Below are 25,538 nucleotides of genomic sequence, written 5' to 3' on the forward strand. Positions count from 1 at the left end.
GCCGTCATCGGTGGTGCCGCGCCGCCGCCGCTGCGTGGGGTCCGGGTGGCCAACGTCTGGGTGCGTGCCGACGCGGTCGGGCTGGCCGAGCTGGTATCGCTCGTGGAGCAGGGAAAGCTGACGCTGCGGGTGGCCGCGACCCTGCCGCTGGAGTCGGTGGCGGAAGCGCACGAGCGGCTCGCGGGCGGCGGCCTGCGCGGGCGCCTGGTGCTGACCTTCTGAGGGCGTGACAGTCCGATGTGGACGTTCAGCCGGCTGGCCGGTCCGAGTTGGACAGGGCGGCGCGCATCCCTGCCTGGAACCTCGTGTGCGCGCCGAGCTCGGCCATCAGGGTCGCCACCCGGCGCTGGACCGTGCGGTGGGACAGGCCCAGCTGGTGGGCGATGGCCTCGTCGGTCAGGCCGGACAGGAGCAGGGTGATCAGCCGCTGCGGGTCGGCGGCGGCGGGCGCGGCGGCCTTCGTGTGCGCGGTGGGATGCAGGGGCAGCGCCCGCCGCCACAGGCCCTCGAACAGCGTGATCATCGCGTCCAGCAGGGCCGACGGGTGGACGACGATGATCGCGTCCGGCGCGGTGGGGTCGCGTTGCAGGGGCAGCACGGCCAGCCGGGCGTCGGCGAGATAGAGGCTCGCCGGCAGGTCCGGGAGCACCCGGGCCAGCTGGCCCGCCTCGATCAGACGCTCCACTGTGGCCAGTGCGCCGGGGTGCTCGATGGCGGAGTGGTCGTACACCGTGCGGTGGGACAGCCCGCGCCGCAAGGGGTCGTGGTCGGTGCTGGCGCCACCGAAGAAGTACGGTGGCTTGGCCAGGCAGTCGATGCGCTCGCGGGCACCGTTCTGGATCTGGAGCAGCCGCTGGCGCACCACGCGCTGCCCGGTGACCAGCTCGACCACCCTCGTGGTCTCGGGGGCGGAAGGCCGGGCCTGGTAGGCGGCCTCGAGCACGCCCACGTGCCGGCGCGCCTGCTCCAGGGCCTCCTCGAACTCGGCCAGCAGGCCGTCGAAGGCGGCCCGCGGCGCCTGGGCCCGGAACCGGACCGGCACGCCGGCCATGCTGCTGACCAGCGAGCGCTCCTCCAGCCGGGCCAGCACCGTGGCCAGCGGCTCCGGCCGCTGCCAGCGCGCGGCCAGGTCGGCGTAGGTGGCCGGGGAGGCGTCCACCAGGAGCTCGTAGGCGGCCTGCTCGACCTCGCTCAGGCCGATCACGGGGGTGCCGCCGGGGCTATCCGACGGCATCGGCCGGACTCGCCGTGGTCAGCCAGCCGCGCAGGACCGCCTGGTAGCCGGCCTGGAACCGGGTCGTCGCGTCCAGCTTGCCCATCATCGCGCGCACCCGGCTGCGCACGGTCCGGTCGCTGATCCCCAGCTGCGCGGCGATCTCCTGGTCGGTGAGGCCGGCGACGAGCAGGACCAGCAGGTGCCGCTCGCGCGGGGAGGGCTCGTCGTCGGCGTCGGACAGCTCGGCCCGGCCCTGGCGCACGTGCAGCGGCAGCGCCTGGTCCCAGTACATCTCGAACAGCGCGGCGAGGGTGTCCAGCAGCACCGGGTTGTGGACGACGAGGCGCGACTCCATGTCCGGCGGCTGGCGCAGCGGCAGGATCGCGGCCGAGTCGTCGAACAGGGTCATCTTCAGCGGGATGTCGGCCACCCGCGCCTCCTCGCCGGCCGCGATGCCCGCCTCCAGGTCGGCCAGCCGGCCGGGGATGTCCAGCGCGGTGCGGTCGTAGAGGATCCGGAACCGCAGGCCGGCGTGGAGCTGGTCGACCTCCATGGTGTTGAGCTGGGCGGCGTCGTTGGCGGGGTAGGGCGGCGCGTCGCAGGCGCGGAACTGGCGCCGGGCGCCGCGCTGCAGCTCGCCGAACCGCCGGATGATCTCCTCCCGCCCGTAGATCACCTCGACCATGGCGGGCAGGTCCCGGTCCGCGCCGGTCCGGCTGAACCGGCTCACCAGCTCGGCGACGTAGCCGCGGGCCTCGGCCAGCGCCCGGCCGCGGTCGCTCACGAGCACCTGCAGCGAGGTGTTCGGCGGGATCGCCGACCACCGCGGCGGCTCGCCGTCCTCCATGGACACCAGGCCGAGCTCGTGCAGCCGGGCCAGCAGCGCGGCGGCGGGCCCGGCGCAGCCGCACGCGGCCAGCCGACCGTCCAGTTCGGCCACCGTCAGCGGGGCCGAGCCCACCAGCTGCTCGTAGAGGTCCTGTTCGGACTGCGACAGTCCGAGTACGCCCAGCACGGACCGATGATCGCACGCCCTACCTGGCCGTTTCACGCCACTGTCGTGAATAGGACGGTGTGACGCCTTCCGGAATGCGCCGCGCTCGTGTCAAGGTCGAGTCGCCATCAACCCCCTCTCCCCTATTCGCCGGTTCCGGCGCGCATCCGACAGCTGCCGGTCCGTGTGGCAACCCTGTCTCAGCCATGGAGGAGCAGATGACAAGACGGTCCACAAAGGCCCGCTCCCGAAGAACCGCCAGATCCGCTGCCTTAGCCCTGGTCGTCGCGCTGGCCTCGGCGTTCGCGGTCGCGCCACCGGCGGCCGCCCAACCCGCGCGACCCGCCGCGGCGCCGACGGTGGTCTCCCAGCACACCATCACCCTCCTCACCAGCGACGTGGTCGACCTGCGGGTCATGTCCAACGGCGACGCCACGGCCACCGTGCGGCCGGCCACCGACCGGTCGAGCGTCAGCTACGCCACCCGCAAGGTCGGCGACGCGCTCTACGTGGTGCCCAGCGACGCGATGGCGCTGATCGCGGCCGGCAAGCTCGACGAGGAGCTGTTCAACGTCAGCGCGCTGGTCGCCGCCGGGCACGACGACGCGCACACCACGACGATCCCGCTGATCGTCCAGTACACACCGAGCCGGGCCAGGGCCGCCGCGACCGCCGTGCCGCCGGGTGCCTCGGCCGGGCTGACCCTCGAGAGCATCAACGCCAGGTCCGTGCGGGAGGACAAGAGCAAGGCGAACCAGTTCTGGACCGCCCTCGCCGGCACCGGGCAGGCCAGCACGGCCGTCGCCTCCCCCGTCGACAAGATCTGGCTCAACCGCGACGTGACGGTCACCCTGGCCGACAGCGTGCCCCAGGTGGGCGCGCCGCAGGCCTGGGCGGCCGGCTACGACGGCACCGGCGTGAAGGTGGCCGTGCTGGACACAGGCATCGACGCCACCCACCCCGACCTGGACGGCGGCAAGGTGGTCGCCGAGGCCAACTTCTCCACCGACGCCGACACCCTCGACCACTTCGGACACGGCACCCACGTCGCCTCGATCGTGGCCGGCACCGGCGAGGGCTCCCCCGCCGCACGCAAGGGCGTGGCACCCGGCGCGAGCCTGATCAACGCCAAGGTGCTCAACAGCGGCGGCTCCGGCGAGTTCGCCGGGATCATCGACGGCCTCGAGTGGGCCGCCGCGCAGGGTGCGGACGTGGCCAACATGAGCCTGGGCACCAACGCGCCGTCCGACGGCAACGACCCGCTCGTGCAGGCGGTGGACGCGGTCAGCGCGGCCAGCGGCATGCTCGTCGTGGTCGCGGCCGGCAACCTGGGCAACGGCCAGTCGACCATCGCCAGCCCCGGCTGGGCCGACGCGGCACTGACCGTCGGCGCGGTCGACAAGCAGGACGCGCTCGCCGGGTTCTCCAGCCGCGGTCCGCGGCTCGGCGACTACGGCATCAAGCCCGACATCACCGCGCCCGGCGTGGACATCGTCGCCGCCCGGGCCACCGGCACCACGCTGGGCCCGATCGTGGACGGCAACTACCAGCAGCTGTCCGGCACGTCGATGGCGACGCCGCACGTGGCGGGTGCGGCGGCGATCCTGGCGCAGCGGTTCCCGGACTACTCGGGGCAGCAGCTCAAGGACACGCTCGTCTCCACGTCGAAGACACAGCCCGGGCAGACCGTCCACCAGCAGGGTGGCGGCCGGCTGGACGTGGCCCGCGGGTACTCCCAGCAGGTCTACGCCAGCCCCGGCACGCTGAACCTCGGCTACTTCTCCTACCCGCAGACCGGCCAGGCGCCGGTCACCAAGACCGTGACCTACCGCAACGACACCAAGGCCGACCGCACCCTCGACCTGTCGCTGCGACTGTCCGGAAAGGAGAGTGGCCCGGCGCCGGCGGGGATGTTCACCGTCAGCCAGCCGAGCGTGACCGTGCCGGCCGGCGGGACCGCCGACGTCACCGTCACCGTCGACCCGGGCGCGGGCTCGCTGGACCTGTACGGCGGGTACCTGGTGGCCACCGGCGGCGACGTCGTCGTGCACACCTCGGTCGGCGCCTACGTCGAACCGGAGATGTACAACCTGACCGTGTCCGGCATCGCCCGCGACGGCCGGCCGGCCGCGGTGATCAGCTGGGCCGAGCTGTGGAGCCTGGCCGGCGGGTCGTTCGAGGCCAAGTACTACTCGCAGACCAGCTCCACGGTGAGCTTCCGGGTGCGGCCGGGCACCTACAACCTGGCCGGCTACCTGGCCACGGCGGACGCGGTGAACGTCTACGCCCTCGAGGTGGCGATGGTGAGCAGGCCACAGCTCGAGATCACCGGCGACACCGCCATCACGCTGGACGCCCGAACAGCGAAGCCGATCGTGCTCAACACGCAGAAACCGACCGCGCCGACCACGTTCACCCTGTCCTACCACCGAGATCTCGGGGAGAGGAACTTCCACAGCTCGTTCACCCTCAGCCCGCCGATCAGCAAGGGCTACGCCTCGCCGACCGGCACGGTGACCAAGGGCTACTTCGAGTTCTACAGCCGGTGGGACCTGGTCGCGCCGCCGTTGCTGGCCCAGGTGAGCAAGCCGCAGAAGATCCCGCTCGAGCCGCAGCCGATGTCCTACGCGCTGCCGGTGGACGGGGTGCACAAGCTGCCGGTGGTCTACGTGGGACTCGGCAAGCCCGAGGACTACGCCGGCCGGGACGTGCGCGGCAAGATCGCGCTGATCTCCCGGGGTGAGACCACCTTCGCCCAGAAGGTCGCCAACGCCACCGCCGCGGGAGCGTGGGGCGCGGTTATCTTCAACAACCGGCCCGGCCTGCTGCTGGCCGGCGCCGGCAACCCCGGTGAGGTGTCGATCCGCGCGTTCACCCTCGACCAGGATCCCGGGCTGATGCTGGTCGACCTGCTCAGGCAGGGCCCGGTGACCATGCAGGTGTCCGGCACGGCGGTGAGCCCGTACTTCTACGACCTGCTGCTGCCCGAGCCTCAGCGCGTGCCGGCGTCGCTGACCTACGACATCAACCGGGCCAACACCGCGGAGATCGCCACCGCGTACCGGGCCGACGCGAGCGCGGTCGGCACGGACGTGCGGCACATCTCCCGGCCGTGGCCGACGTTCTCGGTCGGGTTCGCCAGGGAGATCCCCCGGCCGCTGCGCCGCACGTACTACGTGTCGGCCAACGACACCGACTGGTGGCACGTGGCCTGGTCGAACTACCCGTTCGACGGCGAGTTCCACAGTGGGTACACCCGGTACAAGCCGAGGACGACGCTGTCCGAGGACTGGTTCGGCCGGGTCTCCCGGCCGGGGGCGACCGCGCTGCTGGACACCCAGGCCACCCGCACCGACGACGAGCTCGCGCTGGCGATCCTGCCGTTCTCGGACGCGGGCGGGCACCACGGCTGGGCCACCTCCGGCGACGTGCTGAGCACCAAGCTCTACACGGGCGCCACGCTGCTGGCCCAGACGAGTGCCGCGCCGATCGGCACCTTCCCGGTGCTGGCCGACCCGGCCACCTACCGGCTGGTGTTCAACGGCAAGCGGAGCAACGCGTGGTCGCGGTACGCCACGGAAACCAACACCACGTGGACGTTCGCCTCACGCCGGGGCGAGGAGCGTCCGGCGCTGCCGCAGGTGGACTACGAACTGGACCTGGACAGGTACAACCAGGCCCCGGAGCGGTCCACGTACACCTTCACCGTGCACGCCGGACACGTGCCCGGGGTCGACGGGCCGGCCATCCGGACCGTCAAGGTGTGGGTGTCCTACAACGACGGCGGCACCTGGCAGAAGGCCGACCTGTCCGCTGAGGGCACCGGGTCGTTCGAGGCCTCGGTGAAGCACCCTCGGGTCGCCAGCACGAGCGGCGCGGTGTCCCTGCGGGTGACCGCGACCGACACGGCCGGCAACTCGATCGACCAGACGATCATCCGGGCGTACGGGCTGAAGCCCGCGGAGTGATCATCGGCTGAGAGGTGGTGGGCGGGGGTGCGACGCACCTCCGCCCACCACCTTCCGGTGCGCGGAATCCCTTGCGGGCGAACGGGTTACCTGAATGCTAACGGTTTCCGTGGCGTAGTAACGAGTAGGACATCCCGCCGTCACGGTAGGCGGTTGAAACGTGAACAAGGCTGGCTCCTGCTGATCCCCCGGACCGGACAGGAGCCTTCATGATCCCCAGCGTGACGCGCCGCACCCTGCTGCGATCCATCGGTGTCGCCGGCGGCGCGGGAGTGATGTTCGAGTCCATGCGGGCACTCGGACTCGTCGCCTCTCCGGAGGCACTCGCCACGCCCGCGTACTCCCCGCCCAAGCCCGGCGACCTCGCCGCCGGCAAGCGCGGCAGGAAGGTCGTCGTCCTCGGCGCCGGCATGGCCGGCCTCGTCACGGCCTACGAGCTCGGCAAGGCGGGCTACGACTGCACCGTCCTCGAGGCCAAGGACCGGGTCGGTGGCCGCAACTGGACCGTCCGCGGCGGCACCACCCAGACCGACCTCGACGGCAACGCCCAGACCGCGCGGTTCAGCCGCGGCCAGTACCTCAACGCCGGCCCGGCCCGGCTGCCCCAGTCGCACATCACCCTCGACTACTGCCGCGAGCTCGGTGTCCCGGTGGAGCCCTTCATCAACCAGAACGCCAACGCGCTCATCTACAACGAGCAGAGCGGCCTCGCCCCGCAGCAGTACCGCACGGCCAAGGCCGATGTCTACGGCTACGTCTCCGAACTGCTGGCCAAGGCCCTCGACCAGGGCTCGCTGGACCAGCGGCTGTCCACTGAGGACAAGGACCGGCTGCTGACGTTCCTGTCCGGCTTCGGCTCGATCGGCAGCCGCGCCGACGGTTTCGCCTACACCGGCACCGACCGGCGCGGCTACACGGTCGAGCCGGGCGCCGCCGACCAGGCCGGCGTGGTGCTCGGCCCGCCGCCGGCGCTGACCGACGTGCTCGCGAGCCAGGTCGGCCGGTACTTCTCCTTCGAGTTCGGCTACGACCAGGCGATGACCATGATGCAGCCGGTCGGCGGGATGGACGCCATTCCCACCGCGCTGTACCGCGCGATCGGCACCGGCACGGTGAAGCTGAACGCCGCGGTCACCAAGCTCACCGACGGGCCGGACGGCGTCGAGGTCGTCTACAAGGACAAGCGCGGCAAGGAGATCCTGCTGCGGGCGGACTTCTGCGTCGCCGCGCTGCCGCCGCACGTCATGGCCCGCATCCCGACCAACCTGGACCCCGCCGTCGCCGCCGCGCTGCGCTTCCCCACCGTCACCCCGGTCGGCAAGATCGGCCTGGAGTACCGCCGCCGCTGGTGGGAGCAGGACGACCGGATCTACGGCGGCATCACGGAGACCGACCTCGACCTCTCCCATGTCTGGTACCCCTCCTACGGGTTCCACGGCGACCGGGGTGTGGTCGTCGGCTACTACAACACCGGGACCAACGCGAGGACCTACGGCGCGCTGTCCCCCGCCGAACGAACGAAACGGGCGCTCGCGCAGGGCGTGAAGATCCATGGCGAGAAGTACCGCGGCGAGCTCGCGAGCGCGTTCTCCGTTGCGTGGCACCGGGTTCCGTACATCGAGGGCGGCTGGGTGGGCTGGCCGTCGCGGACCAGCGGCCAGTACGCGCTGCTGAACCAGCCGGCCGGGCGGGTGTACTTCGCAGGCGACTGGCTCAGCTACTTCATCGCGTGGCAGGCGGGTGCGATCGACTCCGCCCGCTATGCCGTCACCAACCTCCACCAGCGCGTGCTGGCGGGCGGGTAGACGATCACGTTGTCCCGGTGGCCGTGGGCCCGCCCGCCGAACGAGCCGCCGCGGCCCCCGAAAGTTTCGGCTGGGCCGGGTGCGTATGGCCCGGCCGACGGGGTAACCGCACCGGATCGACACACACTCGGATGGGAAGGGAAATGCAATGGCACTGCCTGCAGAGCGCCAGAACCGCCCGCTCGCCCGGTGGGATCCGTCGCGAGAGTTCGAGGATCTGTACACCCAGATGGGCCGGTTGTGGGACTCGGCATTCGGACCCGGTTCCGGTACGGCCCCGGGGTGGACGCCGCTGGCCGACGTGAGCGAGACCGACGACGCCTTCATCGTCGAGGTCGAGGTCCCCGGGGTGAGGGCCGAGGACCTCACCGTCGAGGTCGTGGGCAACGAGCTCACGGTGACGGGTGAGATGAAGGAGACCGAGCGCCAGGGCCTGTTCCGCAAGCGGACCCGCCGGGTCGGCGAGTTCGAGTTCCGCACGAGCCTGCCCCGCGACGTCGACGCCGACAACATCGAGGCGAACCTGTCCGACGGGGTGCTCACCCTGCGCATCCCCAAGGCGGAGGCGGCCAAGCCCCGCAAGATCGAGGTCCGGAGCTGACCTCACGCGTCGCCCCCGGGGTGCTGTCCCGGCTACCCGCCTGAGCGGGCGAGCCGCGGACGCAACGGGCGGAGTGCCAGGTACAGCACCCCGGCCAGGACGAAGCCGACCACCGGCGCGAGATCGCCGACCTCGGGCACGGCCTTGGGAACCGGCCCGGTGTAGAGCTGCTGGTTGGAGAACAACGCGACGGACACGACCATGCCGACGAGCATCGCGATCGGGCCGGCCCAGTTGCGGAAGGACGGGTCGGCGAGCAGCGGCGCGTCGTCCCGGCCGCGGTAGAGCAGCTGGTCGAGGAGCACCACGGCCAGCCACGGGGCGACCCAGTAGGCGATGATCAGCAGGAAGTTCTCGTAGGCGTGCCCGGCGTCGTCGAGCCCGGTCCAGGCGAGCACGAAGCCGATCGACCCGAAGCCGAGCGCCACGATCGCCCGCCGCCAGGCCAGGGACAGCCGGATGTTGAGGGACAGGAACGACAGCGAGCCGGAGTAGATGTTGATCGCGTTGGCCGCGACCGCGCCGAGCGCGATGCACAGCAGCGTCAGGTGGGACAGCACCGGCGGCAGCTCGCCGGTGAAGGCGGTGGTCGGGTTGCTGGTGTAGTCGGCCCCCGCGGTCACCGAGGCGGCGCCGGCGATCTCCAGGACGGTGCAGGAGATGAACACGCCGAGCCCGGCGAACACGCCGGCGGCGCGGCGGCTGACCGTGGCCGGCAGGTACCGGGTGTAGTCGGCCGCGTAAGGGTTCCAGCCCGCGGCGTAGCCGAAGGCCGCGCTCGCGGTGAGCAGGAAGCCGCCGATCCCGCCGCCGCCGGTCGCGGCCGCCGGTTGGGCCTTGGTCAGCACGATCACCGTCGCCACCGCGAAGACCACCGCGAGCAACGGCAGCACGTACCGCTCGAAGGCGTGCACCAGGTTGTGCCCGAAGAAGGCCACCGCCAGCTGCACCACCACGATGACGATCAGGCACAGCAGGACCGGCAGGTGGGTCAGCGAGCCCAGCGCGAACGCGCCGCTGACGCTGTTGACCGCGAACCACCCGATCCCGGCCATGATCGCGTTGATGCCGGCGGGCAGCAGGTTGCCCCAGTACCCGAAGCCGAGGCGGGACAGCACCATCTGCGGCACGCCGAACAGCGGCCCGCGGGCGGAGAGGACGGCGTGGGTGAGCGAGCCGAGCAGGTTGCCGAGCACGAGCGCGGCCACCGCCTGCCAGAACGTGAGCCCGAACGCGAAGACGGCGAGCACCCCGACGAAGACGGTCGCGAACTCGAGGTTCGGCGAGGCCCACGTCCACAGGAGTTGCAGCGGCCGGCCGTGCTTGTCGGCGTCGGGAATCGGCTCGATCCCACCCGGTTCAACGGCGATGATCTTGTCGCGGTACTCGCCGGGCGCCAGCTGCTCCAGCGGTGTCACCGGGTGGCTGTCGGTGGTTGCCATGACTACCTGCCTTCCGCCTGGGCGTAAGCCGCCGCCCGACGTTAGGTCCACTGTGTTTCCACAGTTTGTCCGTCAGGTGGAGCTTATGTCGCGGCTCCGGCCCGCACGACGCGGACGACCAGTTGGTCGAATGGGACAGAACGGCAGCTATCACCAGCAATCCGGCACTCGTCGAAGATTCATCGGTCTCGAAAAGATCGGCACGGGAAAGTAAGATCGCCTCACCGGATGTCCCTGCCAAGACGCGAAAGAGCCGCCGTTCGGCGTTCCCGACGGCTCTTCGCGCCGACCGGATGCTCGCCCATGCCGTGAACCCCAGCTCTCCGTCGTCGTAGAAAGGGGTCATTGATGCTGCTCGCCGACTTCCACCAGGACTACAGCCCGGTGGGCGACTCGCTCGGGCTCTCGTCGCTCCTCGCGATTCTGCCTCTGCTCGTGCTGTTCCTGCTCCTCGGTGCGGTCCGAATGCGAGCCTGGCTCGCGTCGTTGATCTCGGTCGCCGTCGCCGTCGCCGTCTACTCGATGCCGATCGGGGACACGCTCAACGCCGGTTTGCTCGGCGCGGCGTTCGGCTTCTTCCCGATCATGTGGATCGTGATCAACGCGATCTGGATCTACAACCTCACGGTGGACACCGGGCACTTCGACGTGCTGCGCCGCTCCTTCGCGTCCATCAGCGACGACCAGCGCGTGCAGGCGATCATCATCGCGTTCTGCTTCGGGGCGCTGATGGAGGCGCTGGCCGGCTTCGGCACGCCGGTCGCCATCAGTGCGGTCATGCTCATCGCGCTGGGCTTCCGGCCGATGAAGGCCGCAGCCATCGCGCTGGTCGCCAACACGGCGCCGGTGGCCTTCGGCGCGCTCGCGGTCCCGATCACCACGCTTGCCGGCATCACGTCGCTGCCGGTGGACGACCTCGGCGCCATGGTCGGCCGGCAGACCCCGCTGCTCGCGCTGTTCGTCCCGCTGGCGCTCGTGTTCATCGTGGACGGCAAGCGCGGCGTGCGGCAGATGTGGCCGCCGGCCGTGCTGTGCGGCGTCGTGTTCGCGATCTTCCAGTTCCTGTCGTCGAACTACTGGTCCGTCCCGCTCGCCGACATCGTCGCGGCGCTCGCGTCCGCGCTGGCGGTCCTGATCTTCACCAGGGTGTGGCACGCCAAGGAGACCTACACCGAGACCGAGGCAGCCGCCGCCGACCCGGACGACACCCCGGCCGGCTCGCGGCCCACCGCGGACGCGGACCGCGACGCGGCCGTGCAGACCCGCGTCCGCGCCGACACCGAGCAGCGTGACTCACGGGCGGACGTCTTCCGCGCCTACGCCCCGTACCTCCTGATCATCGTGGTCTTCGTGCTGGCGACCCGGGTCCCGGCGATCACCGGCGTCCCGCCGACCAAGCCAGGCGCCACGGGTACCGGGCTCGAGTCGGTCACCCACATCATCAACTGGCCGGGGTTGCACGTCTTCAACGCGGCAGGCAAAACCGTCGCGACGACGTTCAAGCTCAACTACCTGTCCGCCGCCGGCACGCTGCTGCTCCTGTCCGGCCTGCTGACCATGCTGCTGCTCCGCGTCCGGCCCGGCCGCGCCCTCCGCGTCTACGGGCGCACCCTCGACCAGCTCAAGTTCGCGGTCCTGACGGTGATGCTGGTGCTCGCGCTCGGCTTCATCATGAACCAGTCCGGCCAGACCACCACGCTCGGTCTCTGGGTGGCCGGCGCCGGTGGCCTGTTCGCCTTCTTCTCCCCGCTCCTCGGCTGGCTCGGGGTCGCCGTCACGGGCTCGGACACGTCGTCGAACTCGCTGTTCGGCGTCCTCCAGATCACCGCGGCGCAGCAGGCCGGCCTGTCCCCCACCCTGATGGCCGCCGCGAACTCCTCCGGCGGCGTGCTCGGCAAGATGATCTCCCCGCAGAACCTGGCGATCGCCGCGTCGGTGGTCGGCATCCACGGCCGCGAGGGCGACCTGTTCCGCCGCGTGCTCGGCTGGAGCCTCGTGTTCGTGCTGTTCATGTGCGTGCTCGTGTACCTGCAGAGCACCCCGGTCCTCGACTGGATGGTGGTCGGACCACACTGACGTGGTGAAGATCCGGATCGGCGTCGGCCTCGGGCCGGCTGCTGGGCCCGCCGACTTCGGCGGCGTGGTCGACCAGCTGGAGAGCCTCGGCGTCGACTCGCTGTGGTTGTCCGAGGTCGTGTACTCGCCTCAGGTGGACCCGTTCATCGGGATGGCCCACGCGCTGTCCAGAACCACCCGGCTGAAGGTGGGCACCGGGGTGGCGGTGCTGCCCGGCCGGCATCCGGTACTGGTCGCCAAGCAGCTGGCCTCCCTCGCCGGGCTGGCACCCCGGCGGGTGCTCCCGGTCTTCGGGCTGCGCCCGGCGCGCGACCGGGAACGGGACCTGTTCGAGGTGCCGGCCGGGCGCCGGGCCGCCGTGTTCGACGAGTCCGTGCGGCTCGTTCGCCTGCTCCTGGAGCAGGAGACCGTCACCTTCCACGGCGAGTTCTTCGCCGTCGACGACGCACGCATCGGGCCGCTGCCGGCCAAGCCGCTCGACATCTGGCTGGGCGGCAGCGCACCCGCCGCGCTACGCCGGGTCGGCCGGCTCGCCGACGGGTGGCTGGGCAGCTTCATCACGCCCGACCAGGCACGTCGCGGTCGGGACGCGATCCAGGCCGCGGCCGCCGAGGCGGGCCGGGAGATCGAGGACGACCACTTCGGCGTCTCGGTCGCCATGGCCACCGGCGCGATCCCGGACGGGCTCGCCGCGATCGCCCGCGCGCGCCGCCCGGACGTCGATCCCGCCGAGCTCGTCGGCACCGGGTGGGCGGGCACCCGGCGGCTCATCGAGCGCTACGTCGAAGCCGGGCTCAGCAAGTTCGTCGTCCGGCCTGCCGACGCGGCCATGCCTTTCGAGGCGTTCGTGGAGGGTTTCGTCACCGAGCTGCTGCCGCTGCAGAACTGAGCGCGGGAGCCGGCCGCCCCCGGCGCTCGGCGACCGCTCGAGGGCTGGTCGGCGGGGTCTCGTGGCGCTGACAGTTGTCTCAAGTTTTCCCATAGGTTTCTCGCGAGCAGGTCCTCCGGAGCGAACTGGAGCTGTGATGCGTGCAGCCGAAACCACGACGAACGGGCATCCTGCCGGACCGCTGGGGCGGTCCTGGCCCAGCGCCGACGCCTCGCGAATACCGCACTGGGTCTACACCGACGAGCGGGTCTTCGAGCGCGAGCAACGGGAGATCTTCGGCGGGCCGTTCTGGAACTACGTCGCGCTGTCGGCGGAGATCCCGGCCCGCGGGGACTTCGTGCGGTCCTGGGTGGGGAGCCAGCAGGTCGTCGTCGCGCGGACGAGGTCCGGCGGCGTCAGCGTCGTGGCCAACCGGTGCTCGCATCGCGGCATGGCCTTCTGCATGGAGGAACGCGGCAACGCCAAGACCTTCGTGTGCCCGTACCACCAGTGGTCGTTCGACCTCGAGGGCCGGCTGACCGGCGTCTCCTTCAAGCGCGGGGTCCGGGGCAACGGCGGCATGCCGGCGGACTTCCAGCTGTCCGACCACAACCTGACGACGTTCCGGACGACCGAACGCAACGGGGTGATCTTCGCCAGCGCCGCCCAGGACCCGCCGACGCTGGCGGAGTCGTTCGGCCCCGACATGATCCACTACTTCGACCGGGTCTTCGACGGGCGCGAGCTGCGGGTCATCGGCTACCAGCGGCAGCGGATCCCGGCGAACTGGAAGCTGGTCTTCGAGAACATCAAGGACCCGTACCACGCGAGCCTGCTGCACGTCTTCCTCGTGAGCCTCGGCCTGTTCCGGGCCGACCAGCCGTCGCGGGTGGTGATGGACGACACCGGCCAGCACGCCGCGCTCGTGTCGCGGCGCGGGCAGCGCACGGCCAACGAGGTGACCGCGCAGATCAAGACGTTCGACGAGCGCCTGGTGCTCAACGACACGACGATGCTGCAGCCGGCCAAGGAGTTCCCCGACGAGGACACCGTCGTGATGCACACGCTGTGGCCCAACGTCATGGTGCAGCAGCAGACCAACACGCTCGCGATGCGGCACATGGCACCCCGGTCGGCCGGCGTCACCGACCTGCACTGGACGTACTTCGGCTACGCCGACGACGACGAGGAGATGACGCTGCGGCGGCTGCGGCAGGCCAACCTGCAAGGGCCGGCCGGGCTCATCGGTGTGGACGACTGGGAGGTCCTCGACCTGCACCAGAAGGGGCTCCTGAGCGCGCCCGAGGCGACCGGCGTCGTCGAGATGGGCGGGCGCGGGGTCGGGAACGAGGAGCACATGGTCACCGAGGCCGCGGTGCGGGCGTTCTACGTCCACTACAGGAAGGTGATGGGCTGGTGACCACGACACAGGTCGCCACCGGCGTCACGCTCGACGAGTGGTGGCAGGCGTACCAGCTCTACACCGACTACACGGAGCTGCTCGACACGCGGCGGCTCGACGACTGGATCCACCTGTTCGAGGACACCTGTCTCTACCGGGTGATGTCGGCGGAGAACCAGCGGGCGGGGCTGCCGCTGGCGCTGATGCGGTGCGAGGGCGTGCCGGGCCTGCGCGACCGGGTCCACGCGATCAACGAGGTGTCCGTCTACGGCGCCCGGATCATGCGGCACGTCGTGTCCGGGCTGCGGGTGACCAGGTCGACGGAGGGCGGCCCGGACTACCAGGCCACCGCGTCGTTCGTGGTCACCCAGTCGCTCGAGGGCGAGCAGACCACGCTCTACGCGAGCGGCGTCTACGAGGACCGGCTGACCGCGACCGGCGGCCGGCTGCGGTTCGCCGAGAAGACGGCCGTCTACGACGGCTCCCTGATCACGAACTCGATGGTGTACCCCCTGTGAGCGAAGCGAACAATCCAGCACCGTGAGCGGGAGCGCCGGAGCGTTCGCCGTCTGGACAGTGAGCGAGAGCGCCGGAGCGTTCGCCGTCTGGACCCGTGAGCGGGAGCGACGGAGCGTTCGCCGTCTGGACCGTGAGCGGGAGCGACGGAGCGTTCGCCGTCTGGACGTAGGAGAAGCGCAGGCGCGCCAGCGCCGAGCATCGCACGGAGGAAGACGGCGAGTAGCGGAGGAGCGAAGCGAACAATCCAACACAGGGCGCGCAGGCGCGTCAGCGCCGAGCACGGGAGGAGGGAAGACGGTGAGTAGCGCAGGAGCGAACAATTCAGCACAGGAGCGAACCATCAACGCTGCGTATGGCAGGGCAAGCGGCACCGCGGGTGACATCGTCCTCTTGCGACAGTCCTGGCAGGACTGGGCGGTGCTGGGCGCGAAGCTGGCCGAGGACGAGTGGGCGCGTCCCACCCGCCTCACCGGGTGGGACGTCCGCACGCTCTACGCGCACGTCGCCAGGTCGGCCGGGGTGCTCGCCGGGGTGCTCCGGGAGCCGTCGGACGCCGAGCCGGAGCGGCGCTCGGCCGCCGCGTACTTCGCCAGCTTCCGTGCCGTGCGGGAGGAAGCGGCCCGGTCGGTCGACGCCGCCGCGCGGCAGGCCGCCGCCGCCGAGCCCGCGCGGATCGTCGGCTGGCTCGCCGAGGACGGGCCGCGGGTGCTGGCCGAGGCCGAGGCCGCCGGCGCGGTGACGATCACGACCCTGGCGGGCACGATCGCGCTGCCCGACTACCTGCTCACCCGGCTCGTCGAGGCCACCGTCCACCTGCTCGACCTGCGCGATGCCGTGCCAGGCCCCGGCCCGGACCCGGCCGCCGTGGACCGGGTCGCCGACGTGCTCGTGGGGATCGCCGGCCCGGTCGCCTTCGTGGAGGCGGCGACCGGGCGGGCGGACCTGCCCGGGTTCCCGCTGCTGGCCTGACCGCTACTGGCCTGACCGCAGCTGGACCCGAGCGCTGCTGGCCCGAGCGCTGCTGGCCCGAGCGCTGCTGGCCGACCGCTCAGAGCAGGCCCCCCAGGGTGAACAGCGCGAAGTTGGCGATCATCACGAAGTACAGGCGGCTCCACGAGATCATCGACTCGCCGAGCTCGTGGGCGCGGGCCACGGCGATCGCCACGGACGCGGCCCACGGCAGGGTCAGCAGCGGCGCCAGCATCCACGGCGAGCCCCACCGCAGCGCCACCACCGCGACGACGACGTAGAACCCGGTCACCGCGGTCACGTAGATCACCTTGGTCGGGACCAGCCCGACGAGCTTCGGCAGCGTGATCTTGCCGGCCGCCGAGTCCTTGGGCACGTCGCGGGCGTTGTTGTGCAACATCAGCGCGCAGAACAGGAAGCCCGGGCCCAGCGCGGCGAGGAAGCCGTCGAGGTCGACCCGGCCGACGTTGGCCAGCACCACCAGAAGCGTGACCGACGTGCCCGTGACGACGAAGTCGATCAGCTCGCCCAGCCCGCGGTGGCCGAGCGGGCGCGGCCCGCCGGCGTAGGCGAAGTACGCCGCATAACAGCCGACGGCGAGCAGCAGGATCCACGGCTGGATCGTGAGCGCGAGGTATGCGGCCAGCGCCCAGGCGAGCGCGAAACAGGTCATCCCGACGAGCCGGACCGTCCGCATGTCCAGGCCCAGCGCCAGGGAGCTGTCCGGCCGGACCGTGCCGGGGGTGTCCAGGCCGCGGCGGTGGTCCTCGTAGTCGTTGATGAGCCGCCGGCCGATGGCGTCCAGCACGAACAGGGCCAGCGTGAGCGCCACCCGGACCGGCGAGAGCGGGGCGAGCTGGTCGGCGATGGTGAGCCCGTACCCGGCCTGCAGCACGATCACCAGGATCAACGGCGGCCCGGCCGCCTGCACCCAGGCCTGGACGGTGCCGGTGGGACGGGTGGCGACGGATGTCTTCTCGCTCATGGCAGTCCCTTTCACGCGACCTTCGTGCCGACCGCTTGGTAGAGCACGTTCGTTGCCCGCACCGGCCGCATGCGCACGTCCGGCCGCAGGCGCAGGAACCACGGCAGGAAATCGGAGATGTGGGGGAACAGCCCGCGCAGCTTCATCGGCACCCCGGCGGTCTCGCACGCCCGCGCGAGCCGGTCCGGGTTCACGAACAGCTTGTGGTCGTGGCAGCCCTTGGGCGCCATCCCCGGCAGCGGCAGGTTCTCGCTGACCGTGATGATGAACAGCCGCGCCAGCAACGTGTCGGCGATGGTGTCGAGCACGAACTTGCCGCCGGGCTTGAGAATCCGGCAGCACTCGATCGCGACCGCGTACGGGTCCTCGACGTGCTCGAGGCACTGCCCGGCCACGACGACGTCCGCGCACCCGTCGGCGAGCGGGATGCGGTTGATGTCGCCGCGCACCACGTGGTCGACCCCGTGGCTGCGGGCCACCTTCGGCCCCTCCTGGGACAGGTCGACGCCGATGTGGGTGTAGCCCTTGCCCTCGAGGTGCGGGTGCAGCAGGCCACCCCCGCACGCGACGTCCACCAGCACCGCACCGGGCCGGGGCGCGCGCGGGACCTGCGCCGCCCTGGCCTTGGCGATCCAGCTGAGCGAGACGAAATGCCCGCGGGGATCCCACCACTGACCGGCGAGCTCGTCGTACTGCCGCGGATCGTTACGCATGGACAACTCCAACCATTGTGGACACTTCGAGCCCGGCTCGAGCGTGGGACGGCCATCGATAGGGAGAATTGGCGGACATGAGTGGCGAAGCCAGTTCCACGCGCGGCGCACGTCGGTGGACCCGCCCGGTCGCGGGCCGCAAGCTTCCCGGCGGCCGCATCGCCGACCGGCTGAGCCGGCCGTCCGCCGCGATCATCGAGCAGCTGGACGCGCTCCCCGCGGCCACCGCTCGCGACCCGCGCACCGGCAAGGGCCGGCATACGGTGCTCGTCACGCTGCGCCGCACCGGCGTCCGGGTGGCGACACCGGTCTGGGCCGCGGTCGCGGACGGGATGATGTACGCGCGGACCCAGCGGGCGTCGGGCAAGATCAAGCGCCTACGCAACAACGACTCGGTGCTGCTGGCGCCGTGCAGCGTGCGCGGGGAGCCGCTGGCCGCACCGGTGCCGGGCCGCGCCCGGGTGCTCGGGCCGGAGGAGGAGCACGTGGCCGAGGCCGCGCTGCGCCGGGCACACGGGCCCGTCCGCGCGTTCTGCGCCGTGTTGCAGGATCTGCTCCGGGTGGACATGTGCTACGTCGCCATCACGGTCGACGATCGGCCCGCACCGGCGAGGTAGCGGCCCAGCGCCATCGTGGGGAAGATCTGGCGGTACATGGGGTAGCCCATGTAGAAGTCACCGGGGAAGCCGGTGCCGGTGTAGACGTCCTCGGCCCACGTGCCGTCCGGGCGCTGGTTGCCGACCAGCCAGTCGATGCCCCGCCGCACGCGCTCGTCCTCGACCGGGTAGCCCGCGGCGTGGCAGGCCATGAGCACCCACGCGGTCTGCGACGGCGTCGAGACACCGCGCCCGCGCCAGCGCTCGTCGTGGTACGAGCGGAGGTCCTCGCCCCAGCCTCCGTCGTCGTTCTGGTGCTGGCATAGCCACTCCAGCCCCCGGGCGACCGCCCGGGCGTCGGCGGGGACGCCGATCGCGGTGAGCGCGACGATCGCGGCGCTGGTCCCGTAGACGTAGTTCGCGCCCCACCGGCCGAACCAGGCGCCGTCGTGCTCCTGCTCGCGCAGCAGCCACTCAGCACCCCGGCGCAGGGTGGGATGGCCGGCCGGCAGCTCCCCGGCCAGCGCCTCGAGGACGTGCGCGGTGACGTCGGCCGACGGCGGGTCGGTCGCCTCGCCGAAGTCGCAGAACGGGAGCTTGCCGACGATCGCCGAGTTGTTGTCGGCGTCGTAGGAGGCCCAGCCGCCGTTCCTGGACTGCATGCCGACCAGCCAGCCGGAACCGCGACCGCACGCGCCGTCGAGGGCCGCCCGGTCCGCCGGGGACGCGCCGGCCACCCGGCGCAGCGCCGCGACGACGGTCGACGTGTCGTCGCAGTCGGGGAAGATGTCGTTGTCGAAGGAGAACGACCAGCCACTGGCGGCGAGCCCGGGGCGGCGCAGCGTCCAGTCCCCGCGGTTGCTCACCTCCTCGCCCAGCAGCCAGCTCGCGGCCGTGCGCAGCGCCGGGTGGCCCGGGTCGACGCCGGCGTCGGTGAGCGCGATCACCGCGAGGCTCGTGTCCCACACCGGCCCGGTCACGCACTCCATCCGGCGCCGCGGGCCGTCGTCGCCGTCGTCCCACACCTCGAAGCGCCGCAGGCCGTCGAAGGCCTTGCGTACCACCGGATGGTGCTGCGGGTACCCGGCCGCCCACAGGCCGAGCAGGCAGAACACCGAGAGCAGGTGGACGCCGAGCCAGGTGCCGTCGACCTCCTGGTGGTCGACGATCCAGTTCTCGGCCCGGCGCTGGGACAGGGCCCTGATCCGCTTCAGCGGCCGGCGCTCGTAGTGCGCCAGCAGGTCGTTGACCCGGACGAACGCGTTCTCGACGCTGAACGTGGGGTGGTCCGGCGCGGGCCTCGGCACGCCGCCGCACAGCTCGGCCACGTCGAACGGCAGGGGGTGCACCGGCCGCCGCGCCCTGGCGATCGCCAGCGGGATCAGCGCGATCCGCGACCAGCCGGAGAACGACGGCACGGCGAGCGTCGCGCGCGGGGGGACCAGCATGATCTCCGGGGGCAGGACCGGCAGGTCCTCCCACGGCCACAACCCGAAGACCGCCAGCCAGATGCGGGTGGCCATGCGGCTCTGCTCGACACCGCCGCTGTCCCGGCAGAACGCCGCCGCCTTCGCCATGTGCGGCGCGTCCGGGCTGTCGCCGGCCAGCCGCAGCGTGAGGTAGGCCTCGATGGTGGTGGACAGCTCCCCCGGGCCGCCCGGAAAGGTGGCCCAGGTGCCGTCGTCGCGCTGCTCGTCGCGGATCCAGTGCGCGACCGCCTCGGTGAGCTCGGGCGTCCTGGTGCCGTACAGCTCACGCAGCCACAGGTCCTCCGCGTCGAGGGTCACGTTGGTGTACATGTGACCCCACCACCAGCCCGCCTCGTTCTGCTCGTCGAGCAGCCAGGTGGTCGCGCGCTGGAGCGTCCGCTCGCGGTCGCCCTGGGTCTCATGGTTCGCTCGGCTCACGACCGCACCTCGCAGGCTCGGCCCGGCCGCTCGCGGTCGCCCTGTGTTCGATGGTTCGCTCCGCAAGCTCCGCCCTGGGTCTCAAGGTTCGCTCCGGGAGCTCCGCCCTGGGTTTGATGGTTCGCTCCGCAAGCTCCGCTCACCGGCCACCGTCCTCGCTCAGCACCGCCGCGAGCAGTTGCTCCACCTCGGGCATCAGCTCGCGGGCCACGCCGAGCAGCCGGGGCGACACGTCCGCGGCGAGGTCCCCGAGCTCGGCGAGCGAGCCGAGCGCCGCGCCGACGTGCTCGCGGGCGGCGCCGAGCGCGCGCTGCCTGGCGTCGGTCTCGTCGAGCAGGGCCAGGATCTCCGCGCACCCGCCGTCGGTCAGCGGCTGCGCCGCGAGCAGCTCGGTGAGCTCGGCCGGCCGGCGCTGCAGGCCGTAGATCACGGGGAGGGTGTAGACCCCGTTGCGCAGGTCGCCGAAGCGGGGCTTGCCGGTGTCGACCGCGGACCACAGGTCGAGCAGGTCGTCCCAGATCTGGAACGCGACGCCGAGGTGGTGGCCGTAGCTGGCCATGACCTTCTGCTCCCGCGCACCGGCGCCGGCCTGCATGGCGCCGATCTCCGCGCTGGCCGACATCAGCTTGGCGGTCTTGCCCGCGATGGACTCGAAGTACGCCTCCTCGCCCCGCGCGAGGTCACCGCCCTCGACGGTCTCCATGAACTGCCCGTTGCACAACGCCTTGAGGGTCTCGGCGAACAGCAGCACGGCCTCCGGGACGAGCCCGGCCAGCAGCTCCACGCAGCAGGCGAGGAGGTGGTCGCCGCACAGCAGCGCGATCGAGTCGCCGTAGACCGCGTTGACGGTCGGGAGCCCGCGCCGGCTGGCGGCCTCGTCGCACAGGTCGTCGTGGTAGAGCGTCGCGACGTGCAGCAGCTCGACGACCGCGGCCGCGTTCACCACCCGCTCGCTCGCCGGCCCGCCGGACGCGAACGGGTAGGCGGAGGTGAGCACGAGGGTCGGGCGGAACAGCCTGCCGTTGGTGCGGACGAGGGTGCCGCACGGCTCGTTGATGCGCTGCTCGCCGACCCGGACGGTGGCCACGAGCACCTTGCGGACCCGCGCCAGATCGTCGGCGAGGTAAGGGAAGTGCGTTGCCGTCGCGGTCATCCTGACCCCCTGGTCTGTGTTTCCGCTGCCATGGTTGACGGGTGCTCGGTTGACAGGTGCTCGGTTGACGGGTGCGCGCACAGTGCGTCGCTGAACGTGCGGAACTTGGCGCCGGCCTCGGCCGCCTCGAGGTCCGGATCGGACCGGGCCACCACGCCGCAGCCCGCGAACAGCCGGGCCCGCGGCCCGTCCAGCTGACCGCAGCGCAGCGCGATGCCGAACTCGCCGTCGCCGGCCGCGTCGACCCAGCCGACCGGGCCGGCGTAGCGGCCGCGGTCCCGCGGCTCGAGCCGGCCGATGAGATCCAGGGCCGCCTCGGTCGGGGTGCCGCCGACCGCCGCCGACGGGTGCAGCGCCTCGACCATGGCCAGCAAGGAAGGCGCGTCCTCGGTGAGCTCGCCGTGCACGTCGGTGGCGAGGTGGGTGACGGTGGGCAGGTCCAGCACCGCCGGCCGCTCGGGCGCCTCCAGCCGGCTGGTGAACGGCGCGAGTCCATTCAGGACGGACTGGACGGCGTAGGTGTGCTCGGACCGGTCCTTGCTCGACCCGGACAGCTCGGCCGGGGCGCCGGCGGGCCAGCGGCCGGGAAAGCTGGTCCCGGCGAGCACCCGCGAGAAGATCCGGTCACCCGTCCGCCGCAGCAACATCTCCGGCGTCGAGCCGACGAGGCCCTGCACGCAGAACGTCCAGCAGTCGCGGTTCGCCGACGTGAGGCGGCGCAGCAGGTACCGGGGGTCGATGTCGCGCTCCGCGGTCGCGAGCTGGTCGCGGGCGAGCACGACCTTGGCGACCTCGCCGGCCTCGATCCGCCGCACCGCGGCCCGGACGAGCTCGCGGTACCGGTCCGCGGACACCGCGCCGCCGCCGAACCGCACCGTGCCGGGCGAGCGCACGCGTTCGACCTGCCGCACGCCGGGCGGGCGGCCCTCGGGCCGCACGGTGGTCAACCAGGCGCCGCCGGCCGAGCGGCCGAGGATCATCTCGGGCACGACGATGCTCGACAGGCCCGGCCGGTCCGCGAACGCGAAGCTCGCGAACGCCACCAGGCCGCTGCCGGCCAAGCCGACCCGGTCGTCGATCTCGGCGGTGGCGCAGATCTCGCGCCACCAGTCGTCGGCCTGCCCGAACCGGCCACGGCCGGCCGGCGACAAATACGCCGCACTACCCCAGCCGACCATGCCGGAATCGCCGCGCAGCCAAGCGCTCACCTGATCCGGGACGGGAATTTCGCCGCACAAGTCCGAATTGATCTGGACGGGCCGGCTGGACACCCTCAGCCGGGGTGTCGCGTGGATTAAACCGCTTGCCGTCACAGGGATATCGTAGTTCGCCGACGGTCCGGAAACTCAAGAACCGGTCGAGCTGTGGCACGGTTTCCGGAATTCCCGTGTAGCGTTCCGCGCATGGGCAAGAAATTGGCGGCCACGCATTTCTCACTGCCTTTCCTGGACGGCAGCATCCGGCTCGGCCCCGAGGACACCGGCAAAGGGTTCGCCCTTCTCGAAATGGCCATGAAACCACTGTCCGGTCCGGACGCCCATATCCACGTGAACGAGGACGAGTACTTCTACGTGCTCGACGGGTCCTACGAGTTCCGGTGCGGCGACGAGGCCTTCGTCTGCGTGGCCGGTGACATCGTGAAGGTTCCGCGGGGTGAGCTGCACCAGCTCACCGCCGGCCCGGACGGCGGCCGGCACCTCACGATGTTCCACCCGGCCGGCCCCGAGGGATGGTTCGTCGAGGCCCACAACCTCGCCGCTTCCGGGGCGCTCACCCCGGAAGCGGCCGGGTTGCTGTTCGACAAGTACGGGATGCTGCGGCCGGACGGCAAGCTCACTCCACGGTGAGCACGACCCGGCCGAAGCTGTCGTCGGACTCGAGCCGCCGGTGCGCCTCGACCGCGCTCGTCAGCGTGAACCGCGCCTCGTCCACCGGCACCCGCAGCCCGGTCACGACCTCCTTCCAGGTCGCCTCGACGTCCGCGGTCCGGGCCGTGCGCACGGTCCTGATCGACTGGCTGCGCAGGTACATCGCCCGCAGGTCGAGCTCGATCCGCGCGTCGTCGAGCGCGCCGGAACACACCACCGTGCCGCCGGTCGCGAGCACCTGCCCGAGGTCGCGCCAGACCGGCGCGTCGACCACGTTGTCCACCACCGCATACACGCCGGCGCCGCCGGTGGCCGCCACCACCTGCGCCGCGAACTCCGCGTCCGACGTGTCGAGGACCAGCTCGGCGCCGAGCTGGAGCAGCCGGTCGTGCTTCCAGGGCCGCCGCGTGCCGGCGATCACCCGAACGCCCCGGTGCACGGCCATGGCCACCACCGCGGAGCCGAGCGCGCCGCCCGCGGCGGGCACCAGCAGCCAGTCACCCGCACCCACGTCGGCGACCTCCAGCTGGCGGTGCGCCACGGCGCCGTTGAGCGCGAGCGCGCACGCCTGCCGGTCGGAGATCCCCTCGGGCACCCGCGCGACGGCACTCTGCGGCACGGCGCAGAACTGGGCGTACGCGCCCGGCCGGTGCACCCCGAGCAGCTCCAGCCCGCCGCAGCGCTCCTGGAGGCCCTGGTCGCACGCGGCACACCGGCCGCAGCTGAGCACCGGGAACACCGCGACGCGCTCCCCCGGCGACACCTCGCGAACCTCGGCGCCGACCGCGACGACCTCGCCGACGTGATCGGCGCCGAGCAGGTGCGGGAGGCGCACCGCGTTCGCGAAGGGCCGCCGGCCGGCCCGGGTCGCCAGGTCGAGCGTGCGCCCGACCGAGACCGCGCGGACCCGGACGAGCACCTCACCAGCCTGCGGCTCCGGCACCGGCAGCCGGCCGGTCGTGAGCACCTCCGGCCCGCCGAACCCGGGTAACACCACGGCGGTCATCTCGGCCGGGATCGTCACTGGAATCGTCACGGCGCACCCGCTACCAGGTCATCGGGAGCGTGTGCAGGGTGTGCAGCGACATGGTCGGCTTGAGCTGCAGCTCCTCCCGGTCCACGGCCAGCCGCAGCGTCGGGAAGCGCTTGAACAGCGACGTGAGGGCGATCCGCAGCTCGAGCCGCGCGAGCGGCGCGCCGAGGCAGGAGTGTGCCCCGCCGCCGAACCCGAGGTGGTCGCGGTTGTCGCGCTCGGGCATGAACGCCCCCGGGTTCTCGTAGCGCCGGTGGTCCCGGTTCGCCGCGCCGACCGGGACGAGCACCGCCTCGCCCGCGGCGATCTTCGTGCCGCCGATCTCCACGTCCTTGGTCACGATGGCCAGCGGCCCGCCGTCGCCGATGGGGTTGACCCGGATCAGCTCCTCGACGTAGGCGTCCACACAGGACGGATCGGTCATGAACCGCTGCTTGTGCTCGGGGTTGTCGAGCAGCGTCACCACCGCGCCGTTGATCATGCTGAGCGTGGTCTCGTGGCCGGCGATGCAGAGGAACATGATCAGCATGATCAGCTCGCCGTCGTCGAGCTTGCCCTCGTCCATCGCCGCGACGAGGCTGCCCATCAGGTCGTCGGACGGCTCCTTGCGCTTCACCTCGGCCAGCTCGAGGATGTAGCCCGCCATCTTCATCTGCTGCGCCATCAGCTCTTCCGGCGAGTCGGCGGTGATCGTGAGCAGCGAGTTGCACCAGTCGTGCACCAGCGCCTCACCGTCCGGCGGCACACCGAGCAGCTGGCAGATCATCGCGATCGGCACCGGCAGCGACAGCGTCTCCACGAGGTTGACCGGCGGGGTCATGTCCTCCATGGCGTCCAGCAGCCGGTCGGTGACCGCCTGCATCCGCGGCTCCATGGCCTTGACCTTGCGGGCGGTGAAGCAGCCCGCGGCGAGCCTGCGCAGACGCGTGTTCTCCGGCGGGTCGCTGGTGGTCAGCATGCCCGGCGGGGGCCGCAGCGTGGAGAACCACGGCGCGTCCGGCTCGCAGAGGAGCTTGCGGCTGTAGATGTTCTCCCGGTCGATGAGGATCTGCTTCGCGTCCTCGAACCGGGTGATCAGCCGCACCACGTCACCGGTCGGCAACGTCACCTTCGCGGCCGGCTCGTGGTCCTGGAACTCGTAGTACAGCTCCGGGTGCTCGTAGGCGTGACGGCGGGCGGGGGGAAATGCCGGACAACCTTCCGGCGCGGAGACAGTATCCACCAGGGCTCCCTGACTGTTTCGGGCCTGTGTTTCGGGCCTGTGTTGCGGCCTGTGTTGCGACTACCAGCGGACCGGCACTTCCTCCAGGCCACCGACGAGCAGTCCTTCGTGTGCGCGCAGCTTCTCCACCGGCACCGCCAGCTCGAGCGTGGGCAACCGGTCCAGCAGGAGCTCGAGCGACACCTGCAGCTCGGTGCGCGC

At 71.6% G+C, this 25,538-nt stretch carries 21 protein-coding genes and 1 pseudogene; 11 read left to right on the forward strand and 11 right to left on the reverse strand.

Annotated elements, in window-relative coordinates; all coding sequences use genetic code 11:
• Positions 1-222, forward strand: a 222-nt coding sequence (locus VGD70_RS15255) for a zinc-binding dehydrogenase (protein ID WP_331082107.1), incomplete at its 5' end; no start/stop codon positions are given.
• Positions 223-247: 25 nt separating this feature from the next.
• Here the strand turns inward: VGD70_RS15255 and VGD70_RS15260 are convergent.
• Positions 248-1,234, reverse strand: coding sequence for a LuxR C-terminal-related transcriptional regulator (locus VGD70_RS15260; protein WP_331082108.1), 987 nt, complete (start codon positions 1,232-1,234; stop codon positions 248-250).
• The gene (locus VGD70_RS15265) at positions 1,221-2,231 is read right to left on the reverse strand and encodes a LuxR C-terminal-related transcriptional regulator (RefSeq protein ID WP_331082109.1); all 1,011 of its coding nucleotides are present in this window, start codon (positions 2,229-2,231) and stop codon (positions 1,221-1,223) included. The genes VGD70_RS15260 and VGD70_RS15265 overlap by 14 nt, the downstream gene beginning before the upstream one ends.
• Before the next feature lie 197 nt (positions 2,232-2,428).
• Between VGD70_RS15265 and VGD70_RS15270 the strand changes: the two genes are divergently transcribed.
• From VGD70_RS15270 to VGD70_RS15280, 3 genes are all read left to right on the forward strand, one after another.
• On the forward strand, positions 2,429-6,178 hold the full coding sequence (locus tag VGD70_RS15270) for a S8 family serine peptidase (RefSeq protein WP_331082110.1): 3,750 nt from the start codon (positions 2,429-2,431) through the stop codon (positions 6,176-6,178).
• A 209-nt stretch (positions 6,179-6,387) separates the two neighbouring features.
• Positions 6,388-7,983 (forward strand): flavin monoamine oxidase family protein, encoded by a 1,596-nt coding sequence (locus VGD70_RS15275; protein ID WP_331082111.1) that lies wholly within the window; start codon positions 6,388-6,390, stop codon positions 7,981-7,983.
• Between the two features lie 148 nt (positions 7,984-8,131).
• Positions 8,132-8,584 carry an Hsp20/alpha crystallin family protein gene (locus VGD70_RS15280; RefSeq protein ID WP_331082112.1) on the forward strand — a complete coding sequence of 151 codons (453 nt, stop codon included), beginning with the start codon at positions 8,132-8,134 and terminating at the stop codon, positions 8,582-8,584.
• Between the two features lie 32 nt (positions 8,585-8,616).
• Here VGD70_RS15280 and VGD70_RS15285 read toward each other — a convergent pair whose 3' ends face one another.
• On the reverse strand, positions 8,617-10,026 hold the full coding sequence (locus tag VGD70_RS15285; protein ID WP_331082113.1) for a purine-cytosine permease family protein: 1,410 nt from the start codon (positions 10,024-10,026) through the stop codon (positions 8,617-8,619).
• A gap of 348 nt (positions 10,027-10,374) precedes the next feature.
• On the opposite strand from VGD70_RS15285, the gene VGD70_RS15290 reads away from it, so the two are divergent.
• From VGD70_RS15290 to VGD70_RS15310, 5 genes are all read left to right on the forward strand, one after another.
• Positions 10,375-12,102, forward strand: coding sequence for an L-lactate permease (locus tag VGD70_RS15290; RefSeq protein WP_331082114.1), 1,728 nt, complete (start codon positions 10,375-10,377; stop codon positions 12,100-12,102).
• A gap of 1 nt (position 12,103) precedes the next feature.
• Entirely contained in the window at positions 12,104-12,991 is an 888-nt protein-coding gene (locus VGD70_RS15295) for a TIGR03854 family LLM class F420-dependent oxidoreductase (protein WP_331082115.1), read from the forward strand.
• 136 nt (positions 12,992-13,127) lie between these two features.
• Positions 13,128-14,390: an aromatic ring-hydroxylating oxygenase subunit alpha gene (locus VGD70_RS15300; RefSeq protein WP_331082116.1), complete on the forward strand. Its 1,263-nt coding sequence runs from the start codon at positions 13,128-13,130 to the stop codon at positions 14,388-14,390.
• Positions 14,387-14,890: an aromatic-ring-hydroxylating dioxygenase subunit beta gene (locus VGD70_RS15305; protein WP_331082117.1), complete on the forward strand. Its 504-nt coding sequence runs from the start codon at positions 14,387-14,389 to the stop codon at positions 14,888-14,890. The genes VGD70_RS15300 and VGD70_RS15305 overlap by 4 nt, the downstream gene beginning before the upstream one ends.
• Positions 14,891-15,281: 391 nt before the next feature.
• Complete coding sequence (locus VGD70_RS15310; protein ID WP_331082118.1) at positions 15,282-15,860, forward strand: maleylpyruvate isomerase N-terminal domain-containing protein; 579 nt, start codon at positions 15,282-15,284, stop codon at positions 15,858-15,860.
• A gap of 79 nt (positions 15,861-15,939) precedes the next feature.
• Here VGD70_RS15310 and VGD70_RS15315 read toward each other — a convergent pair whose 3' ends face one another.
• Positions 15,940-16,845, reverse strand: coding sequence for a prenyltransferase (locus tag VGD70_RS15315; protein WP_331082119.1), 906 nt, complete (start codon positions 16,843-16,845; stop codon positions 15,940-15,942).
• An 11-nt stretch (positions 16,846-16,856) separates the two neighbouring features.
• Complete coding sequence (locus tag VGD70_RS15320) at positions 16,857-17,558, reverse strand: methyltransferase domain-containing protein (protein WP_331082120.1); 702 nt, start codon at positions 17,556-17,558, stop codon at positions 16,857-16,859.
• Between the two features lie 77 nt (positions 17,559-17,635).
• Between VGD70_RS15320 and VGD70_RS15325 the strand changes: the two genes are divergently transcribed.
• Positions 17,636-18,175, forward strand: a complete 540-nt coding sequence (locus tag VGD70_RS15325; protein ID WP_331082121.1) for a PPOX class F420-dependent oxidoreductase — start codon at positions 17,636-17,638, stop codon at positions 18,173-18,175.
• On the opposite strand, the gene shc is transcribed toward VGD70_RS15325, so the two are convergent.
• From shc to VGD70_RS15340, 3 genes are all read right to left on the reverse strand, one after another.
• Positions 18,130-20,061 carry a squalene--hopene cyclase gene (gene shc / locus VGD70_RS15330; protein ID WP_331082122.1) on the reverse strand — a complete coding sequence of 644 codons (1,932 nt, stop codon included), beginning with the start codon at positions 20,059-20,061 and terminating at the stop codon, positions 18,130-18,132. The genes VGD70_RS15325 and shc overlap by 46 nt on opposite strands.
• 139 nt (positions 20,062-20,200) lie before the next feature.
• Positions 20,201-21,214, reverse strand: coding sequence for a polyprenyl synthetase family protein (locus VGD70_RS15335; RefSeq protein WP_331082123.1), 1,014 nt, complete (start codon positions 21,212-21,214; stop codon positions 20,201-20,203).
• Positions 21,211-22,422 carry an isochorismate synthase gene (locus VGD70_RS15340; protein ID WP_331082124.1) on the reverse strand — a complete coding sequence of 404 codons (1,212 nt, stop codon included), beginning with the start codon at positions 22,420-22,422 and terminating at the stop codon, positions 21,211-21,213. The genes VGD70_RS15335 and VGD70_RS15340 overlap by 4 nt, the downstream gene beginning before the upstream one ends.
• A 195-nt stretch (positions 22,423-22,617) precedes the next feature.
• On the opposite strand from VGD70_RS15340, the gene VGD70_RS15345 reads away from it, so the two are divergent.
• Positions 22,618-23,061 carry a cupin domain-containing protein gene (locus VGD70_RS15345; protein WP_331082125.1) on the forward strand — a complete coding sequence of 148 codons (444 nt, stop codon included), beginning with the start codon at positions 22,618-22,620 and terminating at the stop codon, positions 23,059-23,061.
• Here VGD70_RS15345 and VGD70_RS15350 read toward each other — a convergent pair.
• The 3 genes and pseudogenes from VGD70_RS15350 to VGD70_RS15360 form a co-directional block, all read right to left on the reverse strand.
• A complete protein-coding gene (locus tag VGD70_RS15350) occupies positions 23,048-24,118 on the reverse strand; it encodes a quinone oxidoreductase family protein (protein WP_331082126.1) in 1,071 nt (356 codons plus the stop codon). The genes VGD70_RS15345 and VGD70_RS15350 overlap by 14 nt on opposite strands.
• Before the next feature lie 10 nt (positions 24,119-24,128).
• Complete coding sequence (locus VGD70_RS15355) at positions 24,129-25,337, reverse strand: cytochrome P450 (RefSeq protein WP_331082127.1); 1,209 nt, start codon at positions 25,335-25,337, stop codon at positions 24,129-24,131.
• Positions 25,338-25,397: 60 nt separating this feature from the next.
• Positions 25,398-25,538: pseudogene (locus VGD70_RS15360) on the reverse strand (cytochrome P450); the annotation flags it as partial.

Source organism: Actinophytocola sp., from assembly GCF_036402745.1.
GTDB lineage: Bacteria > Actinomycetota > Actinomycetes > Mycobacteriales > Pseudonocardiaceae > Actinophytocola.